The sequence below is a fragment of the Kribbella sp. NPDC051620 genome, assembly GCF_044453825.1.
Lineage (GTDB): Bacteria > Actinomycetota > Actinomycetes > Propionibacteriales > Kribbellaceae > Kribbella.
Map to the genome: position 1 here is coordinate 647,122 of NZ_JBITDB010000003.1, position 13,635 is coordinate 660,756.

Sequence of the window (13,635 nt, forward strand, 5' to 3'; positions counted from 1 at the left end):
TCGGCGTCCCCCTAAGATGTCACCAGGGGGACGCCGATCCTCCAGCCAGAGTGGTGGAATGGCAGACACGCCGGCTTTAGGTGCCGGTGCCCCCGGGCGTGCGGGTTCAAGTCCCGCCTCTGGCACCCGACTGCGGCATACCTGCCACCCAAATCGGTTCAAGTAGACGAGCTCGGCGAAGCGCTCCAGTGCGTCGCCGAGCTCTTCTGCGTTCACCCACAGCGGACCTTGGGCTGACCAAGGCATTGACCGGGGACAGCAGGCGATCCTACTGTTCAGCGAACCGGTTCGCGAACCGGTTCGCTGAGTCTGGAGGTAGCGATGAACATCGGGGAGATTGCCCGGCTGGCCGGGGTGTCCCGCAGTACGGTCTCGTACGTGCTGTCGGGCAAGCGGCAGGTGAGTCCTGACCTGCATCGTCGGGTCACCGAGGTGATCGAGGCGTCGGGCTATCGGCCGAGCGCCACCGCCCGCGCGCTTGCCGAGGGGACCACGCGCACCATCGGTCTTGCGATTCCGCCGCTCGGCGGTCATCTCAGTGTCGATCAGCTGCATTTCGTCGGCGCGGTCAGTGAGGCCGCCGCGGACGCCGGGTACGACGTACTGCTCTCGCCCAGCGGTGAGCAGCGGCGGCCGGCGTTCGATCGCATCATCGAGCAGCGGCGGGTCGACGGGATCATCTTGATGGAGACCGTGCTGCACGATTCGCGGGTGGCCAAGCTCGCCGCCGAGGGCTTCCCGTTCGTCACCATCGGACGGACCGGCGACGACACCCACGGCTGGGTCGATCTCGACTACAGCGGTCTCGTTGCCCACGGCATCGAGCAACTGGCCGCGGCGGGTCACCGCAAGGTTGCCCTGATCAACCGCCAGCAAGATCTGCTGGATCACGAGTACGGGCCTGCCTACCGCGCTGCCGACGCGTTCGGCAAAGCCGTTGTCGAGCTGGATCTCGACGGGCATGCGGAGTGCTGCGATGACGACAACTCCGGCGCCGACGCCTGTCTGGACCGCATCTTCGCGGTCATGCCGGACGTGACCGCTCTGCTCACCATCAACGAACGGTCGCTGACCGGCGTGGTCAGCGATCTCCAGGCCCGCGGGCTGCGGATCCCCAGCGACATCAGCGTGCTGGCGATCGCGTCGGAACGCAACGCGACGTCGGTGAGCCCGATGCTCAGTGCCGCCGACGTTCCCACCTTCGAAATGGGCACCGAGGCGGTTGCCGCCTTGCTTCAGCGGATCGCGGCGCCTGAGGATGCGCTGCCCAACCGCCTCTTCAGTCCACCCTTCGTCGACCGCGGCAGCGTCGGCGCTCCCGCCTAGCTCATCAGCCCAGCTACCCGGTTGACGCACATCCCTGTTTTCACCGAGTCCGGCGCGGACCGCTCCCCGCTCCGGCCGCCCCACCGCCCCCTTGAAGGAAAGGTGAAGACCCATGCACCAGCTAGCCCGTACTGTCCGCGCGGTACTGTCCGCCAGTCTGCTGATCACAGCTCTGGCAGTTCCCGCCGGTCCAGCCGCCGCAGCTGACCAGTCCGTTACGGTCGACCTGGCGACGACCACCGGACCAGCCACCCGCGCTGGCGCCGGATTCCTCTACGGCCTCAACCAGGACGGCACCCAGCCACCCGACAACCTGCTGAGCCCACTCAAGGTCACCTCGGCTCGTGGCGGCGGCGCCCGGCTGCCCGGCCACGGCTGGATCGGCGGCGCCGGTACCGGGTACCAGACCCGGATCACGTCCGCCCTGGCTCAGGTACGGCGACTGACCACAGGCCAGTACAACGCGAGCTACGACCTGCTCGTCAGCGACTTGTGGGGTGCGGACACCGAGCAACCTTCCAACACCGTCTATCCCTGCACCAACGGCGACTGCTCGAATTGGGTGTCGTTCATCGGCAAGGTAGTCGCCGACGTGCAGGCCAGCGGTCTGCGAGTGCGGTACGACGTCTACAACGAGCCGGACGGCACCGGCTTCTTCCCACCGGGTGTGAACACCACGCAGTACTTCCAGATGTGGGACTCGGCGGTCCGGGAGATCCGGCGGCTGGTCCCGTCCGCCCAGATCACCGGTCCTGGGGTCTCCAACTGGAACCCGAACTACCTGGGCACCTTTCTGGACCACGCCAAAGCCGCCGGGACTCTGCCGACCACGCTGGACTGGCACTTCAGCGGTCTTCCCTACCAGGACGTGCAGACTGCCCGCTCGTTGCTGTCCCAGCGCGGCATCAGCGGGATCGACCTGTCGATGAACGAGTATCTGCACTCCGATGAGCAGCACGCCGGGTACCAGGCCTGGTACCTGACCCAGCTCGCCAAGTCAGGCATCTCCCGCGCCAGCCACGCCATCTGGTCCGACTGTTGCGTCGGCGGAACGCTTGACTCGACTCTGGTCCGCGACAGCAGCGGCACACTGCGGCCGACCGGACAGTGGTGGGTCTACAAGTCGTACGCCGATGTGAGCGGCCAACTGGTTGCTGTCAGCAACAACGGCGCGAGCACGGATGCTGTTGCCGCGAAGGACGAGGGCGCGCGACGGGTCGCAGTACTGCTCGGCGACCGGACCGGCAACACCGGCACCACGCGCGTGACGCTCAACGGCGTCAGTGGGTTGCCGTGGCTCGCCGGTGCCGGCGGGGTGCAGGTGACGCTGCAACGCATCCCGGACCAAGGGCCGTTGGATCAGCCCGCAGTGGTCAGCACCCAGGTTGTCGCAGCGAACACGTCGTCCGTGCAGGTGACGATTCCGTGGACCGGAGCGCAGGACGCGTACTTCGTCACGTTGACCCCGGCTGGGTCTGGTGCCGTCAGCACGGTCGATGCGACGGCGACGGCGGCCGGAGCAAACTACTTCGAGTACGGCGCGAACTGGGGCCGTACCGACGGTGTCCCCGACATGTACGCCGGAACCGCGAACTGGAGCTTCACCCCCGGCTCAACCGCCCGCATCCACTTCACCGGCACCCGCCTCACCCTGCATGCGGTTCGCGACCAGGACCAGGGCCGGATGCTCGTCCAACTCGACAACGCCGCACCCGTGACCCTCGACAACTACGCAGCCACCAGAAACGCCTCAGGCATCGTCTGGACCAGCCCCACCACAACCCCGGGCCAGCACACCGTCACCATCACCGTCGCCCCAGACAGAAACCCCGCCAGCACCGGCAACAACATCGCCCTCGACTACGTCGACGTGAGCCCCTGAGGAACCTCCCTTCTCAATCGTGCCGCAGGCTGTCGAAACCGCGGCAGCTCCGCGACGATTGCTTTCCTGTGGCACTCACTGCTCAGTGCAGTGCGGACCGTCCAGTGGATCGGGCTGCGAATTGGGTCATCCAACGCGGATACGTTGCGACTCGCGAGGTCAGCGATCGTCCGCAGAGGGCTGGGTGGCGAGCTCGCGTTGGCCCATTGAGCGGTGACAGGAGCAGGCGATGGCATTGCACGGTTACGACGTGGTGATCGTTGGTGGAGGCAGCGCGGGATGCGTGCTCGCGGCCAGGCTGTCGGAGCAGCCTGACGCGCGAATACTGCTGATCGAGGCAGGCTCTGCAACAGGCCCTGCGGAAATGTCGATGGTGCCCGCCTGGCCGTCCTTGATGGGCGGTCCAGTGGACTGGAACTACGCGACGACCACGCAACCGGGGCTGGGCGGTGGCGTCGTGCACTATCCGCAGGGCAAGGTGCTCGGCGGGTCGGGCCGGATCAACGCCATGGCCCATCTGCGCGGACATCGTGCCGACTATGACGACTGGGCTGCGACCGGCGCGACGGGTTGGGCGTACGACGATCTGCTTCCCTACTTTCGGCGCAGCGAGGACGTCCGGGACGGCGACGCGCGATACCGGGGATCCGGCGGGCCTTTGCGGGTCGCGCCCGCGGCCGTCCCGCATCCGATCGCACAGGCAGGCCTCGCGGCCGTCGCCGAACTCGGGTATCCGCTGTCGGCGGACCTCAACGGAGCATCTCAGGCCGGTGGCGGCCGGCTGGAGATGACCGCGATCGACGGTGTTCGGCACTCCGCTTTCGAGGCGTATCTGGCGCCGGCCGCCCACCGCGGCAACCTCCACGTGGTGACCGACGCGCACGTGCGTGCGCTCACCATGCGCGGCGGCCGGTGTGTCGGCGTCGAGTACGTGCGGGATGGTGTGGCGGAACGCGTCACCGGTAGCCAGGTGGTCCTGGCGGCGGGAGCGATCGGCTCGCCGCAGTTGCTCATGCTCTCCGGAATCGGGCCGGCGGCGGAGTTGCGCAGCATCGGCATCCCCGTTGTGCTCGACGCGCCGGAAGTCGGCCGGAATTTGCAGGACCACCCGCTGGCAGGGCTGGTCTATTCAGCCCGCCCTGGCTTCCCGGTCGGGGTCAACAACCACGCCGACGCCGTCGCGATGCTGCAGTCCCGGCCGGACCTGACCCGACCGGACGTCCAGCTGTTGTTCATGGACATCCCCTTCCACCCGCCGGCCATGACCGGTCCTGAGACGGGGTACACCATCGGTTTCGCACTCCTGCGCCCGCACAGCAAAGGGCAGGTCCGGTTGGCTTCGGCCGATCCGTTCACGCCGCCGCTCGTCGATCCGGGGTTCTACGCCGACGAACGCGATCTGTCGACCATGGCGGACGCGCTGGCGCTGGCCCGAACGGTAGGGGCGACGGACGCCTTGTCTTCCTGGCGAGCAGAGGAAGTCCTGCCAGGACCGTCCGTACAAAACCCGGCGGACATGCACGCGTTCGTGCGGCGCGCGACCGGAACCTACTTCCATCCAGTGGGCACCTGCCGGCTCGGTTCGGACGCGGGCGCCGTCGTCGACACCGAACTCCGGGTCAACGGTGTCGACGGTCTGCGCGTGGTAGACGCCTCGGTGCTGCCCACGATCGTCTCGGCCAACACCAACGCCACAGTGGTCGCGATCGCCGAACGGGCGGCGGAATGGGTGTCGAAGGGGTGAGGGTCAGCCGTCGATGAAGACGGTCACGCCGTGGGTGAAGAAGTCCTTGGCGGCCGGCCCCTGCTCCCGGGAACCGAACGAGGACGCCTTCATCCCGCCGAACGGCGCCCAGAAGTCGACGCCGGTGGTGGGAGCGTTGACGCGGACCATGCCGACCTCACTGTCACGCAGGAAGTCGAGCACGGCCCGGACGTTCGTGGTGAACAGTCCGGCCGACAGCCCGTACGGCGTGTCGGCAGCGATCGCCATCGCGTCCATCGGGTCGTCGGCGCGAACCAGCGCGGCGACCGGCGCGAACACCTCCTGGCTGAGCAGTACGTCGGGCCGTCCGGCATCGACCTCGACCAATGCCGGCGACAGTACGTTCGTACTCCGGTCGGCCGAACCACCCGACAGCACCCGGCCCCCGGTTTGTCCGAGGGCGTCGAGGGCCTCCCCCAACGCGGCTTCGCCGATCACCGGCCCGGAGACCGTCGTCTCGCGGGCCGGGTCGCCCACGCTGAGCCGCTCGACGGCGTCGACCAGCCCGTCGCGGACCGCGTCGTAGACCGGTGCCTCGACGACGACGCGGCTGGTGGCGGTGCACTTCTGGCCGGCGAAGGCCATCGCGGAGCCGGCGATCGTGGCAACCGCCCGGGGAATGTCCGCATCGGCCAGCACCACCGTGGGATTGCTGCCGCCCATCTCGGTCTGGCAGGGCAGGGCCCGTTCCGCGGCCCGCTTGACCAGCGACAGGCCGACCGGCGTACTGCCGGTGAAGCTCAGCCCGTCGGCACCGCCGGTGTCGAGGAGCTGGTCGACGACCGTCCTCCCGCCGGCGGCCAGGCTCAGCAGGCCGGCCGGGAGGTGAGCCGAGAGGATCTCCACCAGCGCGGTGGCGACGCCGACCGCCTCGGAGGATGGCTTGAGGACGACGGCGTTGCCCCAGGCAAGCGCCGGGACGAGCTTCCACAGCGGGATCGCGACCGGGAAGTTCCACGGGGTGACGATCGCGACCGTCCCGAGCGGGCGCCGGGTGGTGAACTGCACGCCGCCCGCGGTCGAGCCCGGCAGGACGTCACCGGACGGCATCAGGATCGAACCGGCGTGGTACCGCAGGATGTCGACGCCGCGCTTGACCTCCGCGCGGGCCTCGGCGATCGGTTTGCCGACCTCCCGGACCACCAGGCCGGAGACCCGTTCGTGGTCGGCCGCCAGCGCGGCGGCAGCGGCGTACAGGGCGTCGGCGCGTGCGGTGGCCGGCTGAGCGAGCCATTCGTGCCGGGCCTGCCGGGCACCCGCCAGGAGGCCGGCGACCTGCTGCGGTGACGCGACCGGGAACTCCCCGATCCGGTCGGAGCGGTCGAAGGGGTTGGTGCTGGTGATCTGGGACGTGGGGGACATCGTCTCGCTTCCGTCGACGGCTGGGCTGGGGGTTCCCGTCGATCGTGGCGCCCGGTACGCCGCTGCGGCGCGTGACCGGTCCATTGGACGGTCCGCCGCGTTGTTGGCCGGTGTGGCGGTCACGACAGTGGCGGACATGACGAATCCCACTATCGCGGCCGGCCGCCGCCTCGATGACGCACAGGCCGCCGACCTCGCTCGCGAGCTGTACGACGCGGAGACCTCGAGCACCCCGATCGTCCCGATCAGCCGGCGTCACCCGGAGGCCACGATCGCGGACGCCTACGCCATCCAGGCGGCCGGGACCGCCCTGCGTCAGCAGGCCGGTGAGCTGGTGCGCGGCCGGAAGGTCGGTCTGACCGCCAAGGTCATGCAGGCCCAGTTCGGCGTCGACAGCCCGGACTTCGGCGTCCTGATGGCGTCGATGTTCCATCCGGAGAACACGCCGCTGAGCAGCTCCGCGCTGATCGCTCCCCGGGTCGAGCCGGAGATCTCCTTCGTCCTGGACCGGCCGCTGCGCGGACCGGGGGTGACGGTCGCCGACGTACTCGCGGCAACCGCGTTCGTGGTGCCGTCGCTGGAGATCATCGACTCCCGGATCACCGACTGGCAGATCTCCATCGTCGACACGATCGCCGACAACGCGTCGTCGGCCCGGGTGGTCATCGGGGGTACGCCGACGCCGCTGACCGAGGTCGACATCCGCTCGATCGGAGTCGTACTGCGCCGCAACGGCGCGATCGTCGAGACCGGCGCGTCGGCCGCGGTGCTGGGCAACCCGGCGACGGCGGTCGCGTGGCTGGCGAACACGCTGGCGCCGTTCGGTGAGCACCTCGAAGCCGGTTCGTTCGTGATGCCCGGCACGTGCACGCGAGCCATCGACGTGACCCCCGGCGACACCGTACGCGCCCAGTTCGACGGCCTCGGCGACGTGACCGTCGGCTTCGTCGCCGACCCGGTCTCCACCACCCCGGCGACGGCAGGAGCGAACCGATGAGCCTTCTCGACCTCACCCGGCTGTCCGGCCGCCTGGACGAGGCCGCGACGGCGCGGACCACGATCGCGCCGTTGACCAAGGACAACGAGCTGACCCAGGACACCGCGTACCAGATCCAGCAGCGACTCGTGCGCGCGCGAGTCAAGCGCGGTGCACGAATACTGGGCGGCAAGCTCGGGCTGACCAGCCGGGCCAAGCAGATCGCGATGGGCGTGCACGAGCCGCTGTACGGCTTCGTCACCAGCGACATGCTGGCCGACGGCGCCGCGCTCGACCTGGACCGGCTGATCCACCCGCGCGTCGAGCCCGAGATCGCGTTCGTACTCGCCGACGCGCTGGACGGTCCCGGCGTCACGGCGGCGGACGTGCTCGCGGCCACGGCGTACGTGTGCGTCGCCCTCGACGTGATCGACAGCCGGTACGACGGTTTCTCGTTCACTCACCTGGACGCGATCGCCGACAACGCCTCGTCCGCCGGTTTCGCGCTCGGCACGGATCTGGTCCGGCCGACCCGGGACCTGTCGCTGGCCGGTTGCGCCCTCGAGGTCGACGGCGTGGTCGTCGACTCCGCCGCCGGCGCGGCGGTGATGGGTCACCCGGCGGCCTCGGTCGCGTTCATGGCCCGCGCGCTGGCCGAGCGGGGCGAGCGCCTCGAGGCCGGCTGGGTCGTGCTCTCCGGCGGCCTCACCGCGCCCGTTCCGATACGCCCCGGCACCACGGTGACCGCGAGCGTCGCCGGTCTCGGCAGCGTCACTCTCACCGGCGTCACGGCCTGACGGCCGCTTCAGAAGGGAAATCGCCATGCCTTTCATCCAGGTCAATCTCGCCCGCGGACGCACCGCCGAGCAGAAGCGCGAACTGGTGCTCGGACTGTCCCGGGCCGCCGCCGACGCCCTCGGGGTGGCCGAGTACTCCGTCCGCGTCTGGATCGTCGAACTGTCGCCCGACGAGGTCGCCGCCGGCGGCGAGATCCTCTCCGAACGCAACCGTGCCCCAAAGCCGTCCGGAGAGGTCAGATGAGCCACTTCGTCCTGGCCCACGGCGGCTGGCACGACACCTGGTGCTGGGACCCTCTGGTCCGCGCCCTCGAAGCGCGCGGTCACCGTGCCACCGCCGTCCACCTCCCGAGCGACGAGACAGGCCAGGGCGCGGAGGCGTACGCCGCCGCGATCGCCACCGGCCTCGAACCGTCGGGCAGCATCGTGGTCGGCCACTCCCTGGCGGGTCTGGCGCTGCCGCTCGTCCCCATTCTCAGCAGCAACCCCGCGTCCGTCCCGGCGTCGCCGCCTGGTGTGGTCACTGCTCTGGTCTTTCTGGCCGCATTGCTGCCCGAGCCAGGACGGAGCTGGCGGGAGCAGCTTGCGGATGGGAGACCGATGGCGCCCTGGTTCTACGCCCAGGGCCTCCCTCGGCAGCGGCGCGACGACGAAGGACGGACGTACTGGCCGACGGACGCCGCGGCTGAGTTGTTCTTCCACGACTGCGACCCGCAGCTTGCCGCGGCGGCTGCCGGCCGGCTGCGGCCGCAGGCGCCAACGCCTGTTGAAGAAACCACACCCGTCAGCAGATTTCCGGACCTGCCGACGGCTTACATCATGGGGCGCGAGGACCGCGCGGTCTCCCCGGAGTGGGTCCGCGCGACCGTCCCGGAACGGCTCGGGATCGCGCCGACCTGGATCGACGGCGGGCACAGCCCATTCCTGGCCCGCCCCGCCGAGCTCGCCGACGTGCTCACCGGCATCGCGGCCTCGGCCCGAGCGATCGAACACGGAGTACGCCAATGACGACCACCTCACCGACCCAAACCATCCCGGGGCTCGACGCCGAGCACCTGGCCGTACTGACGCGCACCGTCGCGGACTTCCTGCATCGCGAGGCCGCGTTGCTCGACGACTGGCGGCTCGACGACTGGCTCGCGCTGATGGATCCGGAGATCAGCTACCGCGTCCCGGCCTGGGAGTTCGAGGACGGCGACCCGCGCACCACGATGCACGTCGTCAACGACGACTGGAAGCTGCTCCAGGGCCGCGCCAAGCGGCTGCGGAGCAAGCACGCGCACGCCGAGAGTCCCAAGTCGCACACCACCCGGCAGATCTCGAACGTCCACCTCGTCGAGCGCGACGGCGACCGGATCCGCGTCCGCAGCACCTTCGCCACGGTGCGGTTCCGGCTGGGTCAGCTCGACCACTTCGTCGGCACCTACACCCACCAGCTCCGCCTGCTGACGCCCGAAGACCCGTACTCCGAGCTGCGGATCGTCGAGCGGGTCGCCCGGCTCGGTCACCCGGTCGTCGACGCCGGCGGCACCGTCTCGATCATCCTGTGACGGGCGGACTCCGATGACCGACACCGACCGGTACGACGTCCACACCCATGTCGTACCGCCCGAACTGCCGCTGGTCGCCGCCCGGACCGCCGCGGCCGACAACCGCTGGGCAGGGCTCCGCCACGACCGCGCGCGTCCCACCACCGCCGACGTGATCGTCGCCGGCCGGGTGTTCCGCACGATCCGCGACGTCGCCTACGACTTCACTGCGCGCCGGGCGGAGATGGAGCGCGACCAGGTACGCGGGCAGTTGCTCTCGCCGATGCCGGAACTGTTCGCCACCTGGGCTCCCGCCGGCGCGGCCCGGGACCACGCCCGGGCGTTCAACGTGTGGCTGGCCGCCGAGGTGGCGGCCGGCGCCGACGCTTTCCGGGGCCTCGGTCTGGTCCCCGTCCAGGCCCCCGAGCTGATGGCCTCGCTGCTCACCGAGGCGAAGGAGCTCGGCCTGTCCGGTGTGGAGATTCCGTGCACCGGGCCCGACGCGCCGCTGCACGACAGCCGGTACGAGGAGTTCTTCGCACAGGCCGAAGCGCTCGGCATGCTCGTCTTCCTGCACTCCGTCGGCAATCTCGTTGCCTTCAGCAACCAGCTCGCCGGTAGCGCCGCCGTCTTCCCCGCGCGGATCGGCGAAGCCGTGGCCGGCCTGATCGCGAACGGCGTGCTTGAGCGCCATCCGCGGCTCTCGCTGCTGGTCAGCCACGCCGGCGGCGGGCTGCCGGCCTCGCTCGCCCGGCTGGAGTTCGTGCGCGGCATGAGCCCGGCGATCGACGAGATCGCCCCGCTGCCCGGCGCGACGTACGCGGCGCGGCTGTGGTTCGACCACCTGGCGTTCGACGCCGAGCTGCTCCGCGGCCTGGCCGCGTTGGTCGGTACCGACCGCATCGTCTTCGGCAGCGACTACCCGTTCCTCGCGGGCGACGTCGAGAGCGTCTTGCGCCATCCAGTACTGCCCGAGCACCTCGACCGCGCGGTCAGGCTCGACAACCCCCAGCGGCTGTTCGGCAGCCTCCCGACTCCGCACTCCGCCGGCACCCCTGTCAAGGAAGGGACACCGTCATGACCCAGCTCCTCCCGGACGTTCGCGAGACCGGACCGATCGACCCCCATGCGCTCGTCGACGACCGCCCTGACGACGGCTGTTTCCGGGTCAACCGGCAAACGCTGATCGACGAAGAGATCTTCGCCGCCGAACGTGACCACATCTTCGACACCTGCTGGCTGTACGTCGGCCACGAGTCGGAACTGCCGGCCAACGGCGACTACCTCGCGCGTGAGGTCGCCGGGCGGCCGCTCATCTTCTGGCGAGACACCACCGGCCAGGTGCAGGTCTACCTGAACACCTGCCGGCATCGTGGCGCCCTGCTGTGCCGCGTGCCGAGCGGCAACGCCAAGGGGCTGTCCTGCTTCTACCACGCCTGGACCTACGCCAGTACCGGCGAACTGAGCGCGCTGCCGGACGAGGCCGGGTACGGCGAGAACTTCGACCGCGACCGCTTCTCGCTGCTGCGGCCGCCGAAGATCGGCAGCTACCGGGGTTTCGTCTTCTGCTGCTTCGACCCTGACGCCGTCGATCTGCCGACCTACCTCGGCGAGGCCTGCGACTACCTCGATCTGGTGGCGGATCAGTCGCCCGAGATGGAGGTGGTCGACGGCATGCACGAGTACTCGATGGACGCCAACTGGAAGCTGTTCGTCGAGAACAGCCTCGACGGCTACCACCTGCTGCCCTTGCACCGCACGTACTTCGACTACCTCAAGGAGGCCGAGGGCTCGTTCCTGGACCCGCGCAAGCAGACCCGCGCGGAGGACCTCGGCGGTGGCCACGCCGTCATCACCGTCGAGGGACCATGGGCGCGACCCGTGGCCCGCTGGACACCGGCGATGGGCGAGGAGAACCGGGCCTGGATCGAGGAGCAGCGGCAGCTGCTCGAGCAGAAGTTCGACCCCGACCGGGCCCGGCGGATCGCCGAGACCGACCGGAACCTGCTGATCTTTCCGAACCTCGTCATCAACGACATCATGGGCATCGTCGTCCGGACCATCACCCCCACCTCGGCGGGCCGGACCCGAATCGCCCAATGGAGTCTGGCCGGCCGCGGAGAGCCGGCCGACGTCCGGGCCCGCCGGCTCGACTCGTACATCACGTTCCAGGGACCGGGCGGCCTGGCGACGCCCGATGACATGGAGGCGTGCGAGTCCTGCCAACTCGGCTTCCGCAGCGCGAAAGAGGTGCCGTGGTCGGACATCTCCCGCGGTATCGCCAAGGAACGTACCGGTGAGCCGTTCGTTGCTTCCGACGAGATCCAGCAGCGCGCGTTCTGGCGTCACTGGCGCGACCTGATGTCGCGCTGAGGACCGGCGATGAGGATCAGTGCCGCCGAACGACTCGAGGGCCGCTCGGTCTCCGACCGGCTGATGCTGATCCTCGACACCGTCGCCGGGCGGGGCGGCGGGGTGGGCCTCACCCGGCTCGCCGCCCTGACCGGGATCTCCAAGCCCACCGTGCATCGGCTGGCCGGCGAACTGACCCGCCACGGGCTGCTGGCCCAGGACGCCGATGGCAGCTACCGCCTGGGACTTCACCTGTTCGAGCTGGGCCAGCAGGTTCCGGCGTCGCGCCGGCTCCGCGACGTCGCGCTGCCGCTGATGTCCGACCTGCTGCAGGCCACCCAGGAGATCGTCCAGCTCGGCGTGCTCGACGGCACCGACGTCGTGTACGTCGAGAAGCTGACCGGTCCGCACAGCATCCGCGCTCCTTCCGCCGTCGGCTCGCGGCTGCCCGCCTACCGCAGCGCGCTCGGCAAAGCGATCCTTGCCTTTAGCAACGAAGAGCGCGTCGAGGCGGTACTGCGCGCGCCGATGCCGGCCGTGACGTCGGCCACCATCACGAGCCCGGACCGGCTCCTGCGCGAGCTCGACGCCGTCCGGGTACACAGCCTGGCCTATGACCGCGGTGAAACCCATCCCGGCATCGTCTGTGTCGGGGCGCCGATCCTCGATCAGCAAGGCGTCGCGATCGCTGCGATCTCGATCACCGGTCCACCCCAACGGCTGCGCATCCAGCAGGTCGCCATGGCCGTCCGGACCGCTGCGCTGAGCATCAGCAGGACGCTGTCGTTCCCGGCCCTGCCCACCCGCCCGGCACCATCGAAGTAGGTGCCGGGCGGGACCGGGTTCAGGGTCGTGCGACAGACACGCTGGCTCCGGTCGAGAAGTTCGCACTGATTCGAGAGCCGCGCGCCAGTGGGAGCGCAGCGGTCAGCCCGCCGGTGATGACGGTCTGCCCGGCCAGCAGGCCAGGCAGACCGCGAGCAGCTAGGGCCGCGCACAGCCAACGGACGCTCAGCAACGGATGCCCGCTGGCGGCGGCAGCGCTCGCGGTCGCCGCGATCTCCCCGCCGATGCCGACGGCAACCGACAGGCGATGGCAGTCCAGCGCTGACACTCCGAGCTCGGGGCCGAGTACGACGCCCGCGGCCGAAGAACCGTCGGCGGTGTTGAGCTCCGCCGTGAAGCGGTAGCCGTCCCAGACGGAGTCGACGACCTCCAGACTCGCGTGTACCGAACCGACGGCGGCGGCGATCTCGTGCAGCTGCAGATCGTGGCCGGCCAGGTCGCGCCCGAGCACTACGGCGACTTCCGGTTCCACCCGCGGCTGCACGAACGTGTCGCTCGCGGCCCCGTCGGGCAGGAACATGTCGTCGTACAGCGGCCCGTAGTTCGGCGCTGTGACGCCCATCTGCTCGCGCATCGCCTTGGAGGTGTAGCCCAGCTTGTAGCCGCAGACCGTCCGGCCCTGGGCCAGGCGCAGCGCCGTCAGCTCGTCCTGCACGGCGTACGCGACCTCCATGTCCCATGCCGCCGGCGCGGACATCGATGCGGCGTCGAGCAGGGCTCCGCCGGTATGCGCAGTGTGCAGCCGCGCCGCCAGCTCCTGGATCGTGACCGGGCCGGCCTCACCCTGTACCGCGCTCATC

The 13,635-nt window shown here is 69.8% G+C and carries 13 protein-coding genes and 1 tRNA gene; 12 read left to right on the forward strand and 2 right to left on the reverse strand.

The genetic code is table 11. From position 1 onward, the window contains the following. Nucleotides 1–44: 44 nt before the first annotated feature. The 4 genes from ACIA12_RS16045 to ACIA12_RS16060 all read left to right on the forward strand — a co-directional run bounded on the left by ACIA12_RS16045 (nt 45) and on the right by ACIA12_RS16060 (nt 4,952). Nucleotides 45–125 (forward strand) — tRNA-Leu (locus ACIA12_RS16045). Between the two features lie 196 nt (nt 126–321). Beyond that, the gene (locus tag ACIA12_RS16050) at nt 322–1,326 is read left to right on the forward strand and encodes a LacI family DNA-binding transcriptional regulator (protein ID WP_396367729.1); all 1,005 of its coding nucleotides are present in this window, start codon (nt 322–324) and stop codon (nt 1,324–1,326) included. Nucleotides 1,327–1,438: 112 nt separating this feature from the next. Then, nucleotides 1,439–3,208 (forward strand): hypothetical protein, encoded by a 1,770-nt coding sequence (locus ACIA12_RS16055; RefSeq protein ID WP_396367730.1) that lies wholly within the window; start codon nt 1,439–1,441, stop codon nt 3,206–3,208. 229 nt (nt 3,209–3,437) lie between these two features. Next, a complete protein-coding gene (locus tag ACIA12_RS16060; protein WP_396367731.1) occupies nt 3,438–4,952 on the forward strand; it encodes a GMC family oxidoreductase in 1,515 nt (504 codons plus the stop codon). A 3-nt stretch (nt 4,953–4,955) separates the two neighbouring features. On the opposite strand, the gene ACIA12_RS16065 is transcribed toward ACIA12_RS16060, so the two are convergent. Continuing rightward, the gene (locus ACIA12_RS16065) at nt 4,956–6,473 is read right to left on the reverse strand and encodes an aldehyde dehydrogenase family protein (protein ID WP_396367732.1); all 1,518 of its coding nucleotides are present in this window, start codon (nt 6,471–6,473) and stop codon (nt 4,956–4,958) included. Here ACIA12_RS16065 and ACIA12_RS16070 point away from each other — a divergent pair. From ACIA12_RS16070 to ACIA12_RS16105, 8 genes are read left to right on the forward strand one after another with little or no spacing between them, the layout of a single operon-like run. Continuing rightward, entirely contained in the window at nt 6,472–7,332 is an 861-nt protein-coding gene (locus tag ACIA12_RS16070; RefSeq protein ID WP_396367733.1) for a 2-keto-4-pentenoate hydratase, read from the forward strand. The genes ACIA12_RS16065 and ACIA12_RS16070 overlap by 2 nt on opposite strands. Next, a complete protein-coding gene (locus ACIA12_RS16075) occupies nt 7,329–8,108 on the forward strand; it encodes a 2-keto-4-pentenoate hydratase (protein ID WP_396367734.1) in 780 nt (259 codons plus the stop codon). The genes ACIA12_RS16070 and ACIA12_RS16075 overlap by 4 nt, the downstream gene beginning before the upstream one ends. A 25-nt stretch (nt 8,109–8,133) precedes the next feature. Next, nucleotides 8,134–8,352 carry a 4-oxalocrotonate tautomerase family protein gene (locus ACIA12_RS16080; protein ID WP_396367735.1) on the forward strand — a complete coding sequence of 73 codons (219 nt, stop codon included), beginning with the start codon at nt 8,134–8,136 and terminating at the stop codon, nt 8,350–8,352. Next, on the forward strand, nt 8,349–9,116 hold the full coding sequence (locus tag ACIA12_RS16085; protein WP_396367736.1) for an alpha/beta fold hydrolase: 768 nt from the start codon (nt 8,349–8,351) through the stop codon (nt 9,114–9,116). Before ACIA12_RS16080 ends, ACIA12_RS16085 begins: the two co-directional genes overlap by 4 nt. After that, nucleotides 9,113–9,658 carry an aromatic-ring-hydroxylating dioxygenase subunit beta gene (locus ACIA12_RS16090; protein ID WP_396367737.1) on the forward strand — a complete coding sequence of 182 codons (546 nt, stop codon included), beginning with the start codon at nt 9,113–9,115 and terminating at the stop codon, nt 9,656–9,658. Before ACIA12_RS16085 ends, ACIA12_RS16090 begins: the two co-directional genes overlap by 4 nt. Before the next feature lie 13 nt (nt 9,659–9,671). Continuing rightward, nucleotides 9,672–10,718, forward strand: coding sequence for an amidohydrolase family protein (locus tag ACIA12_RS16095; RefSeq protein WP_396367738.1), 1,047 nt, complete (start codon nt 9,672–9,674; stop codon nt 10,716–10,718). After that, nucleotides 10,715–12,010 carry an aromatic ring-hydroxylating dioxygenase subunit alpha gene (locus ACIA12_RS16100; protein ID WP_396367739.1) on the forward strand — a complete coding sequence of 432 codons (1,296 nt, stop codon included), beginning with the start codon at nt 10,715–10,717 and terminating at the stop codon, nt 12,008–12,010. The genes ACIA12_RS16095 and ACIA12_RS16100 overlap by 4 nt, the downstream gene beginning before the upstream one ends. Before the next feature lie 9 nt (nt 12,011–12,019). Next, the gene (locus ACIA12_RS16105) at nt 12,020–12,814 is read left to right on the forward strand and encodes an IclR family transcriptional regulator (RefSeq protein ID WP_396367740.1); all 795 of its coding nucleotides are present in this window, start codon (nt 12,020–12,022) and stop codon (nt 12,812–12,814) included. A gap of 19 nt (nt 12,815–12,833) precedes the next feature. Here the strand turns inward: ACIA12_RS16105 and ACIA12_RS16110 are convergent, their stop codons facing one another. Continuing rightward, nucleotides 12,834–13,634: a 2-keto-4-pentenoate hydratase gene (locus tag ACIA12_RS16110; protein ID WP_396367741.1), complete on the reverse strand. Its 801-nt coding sequence runs from the start codon at nt 13,632–13,634 to the stop codon at nt 12,834–12,836. Nucleotide 13,635 lies beyond the last annotated feature (1 nt).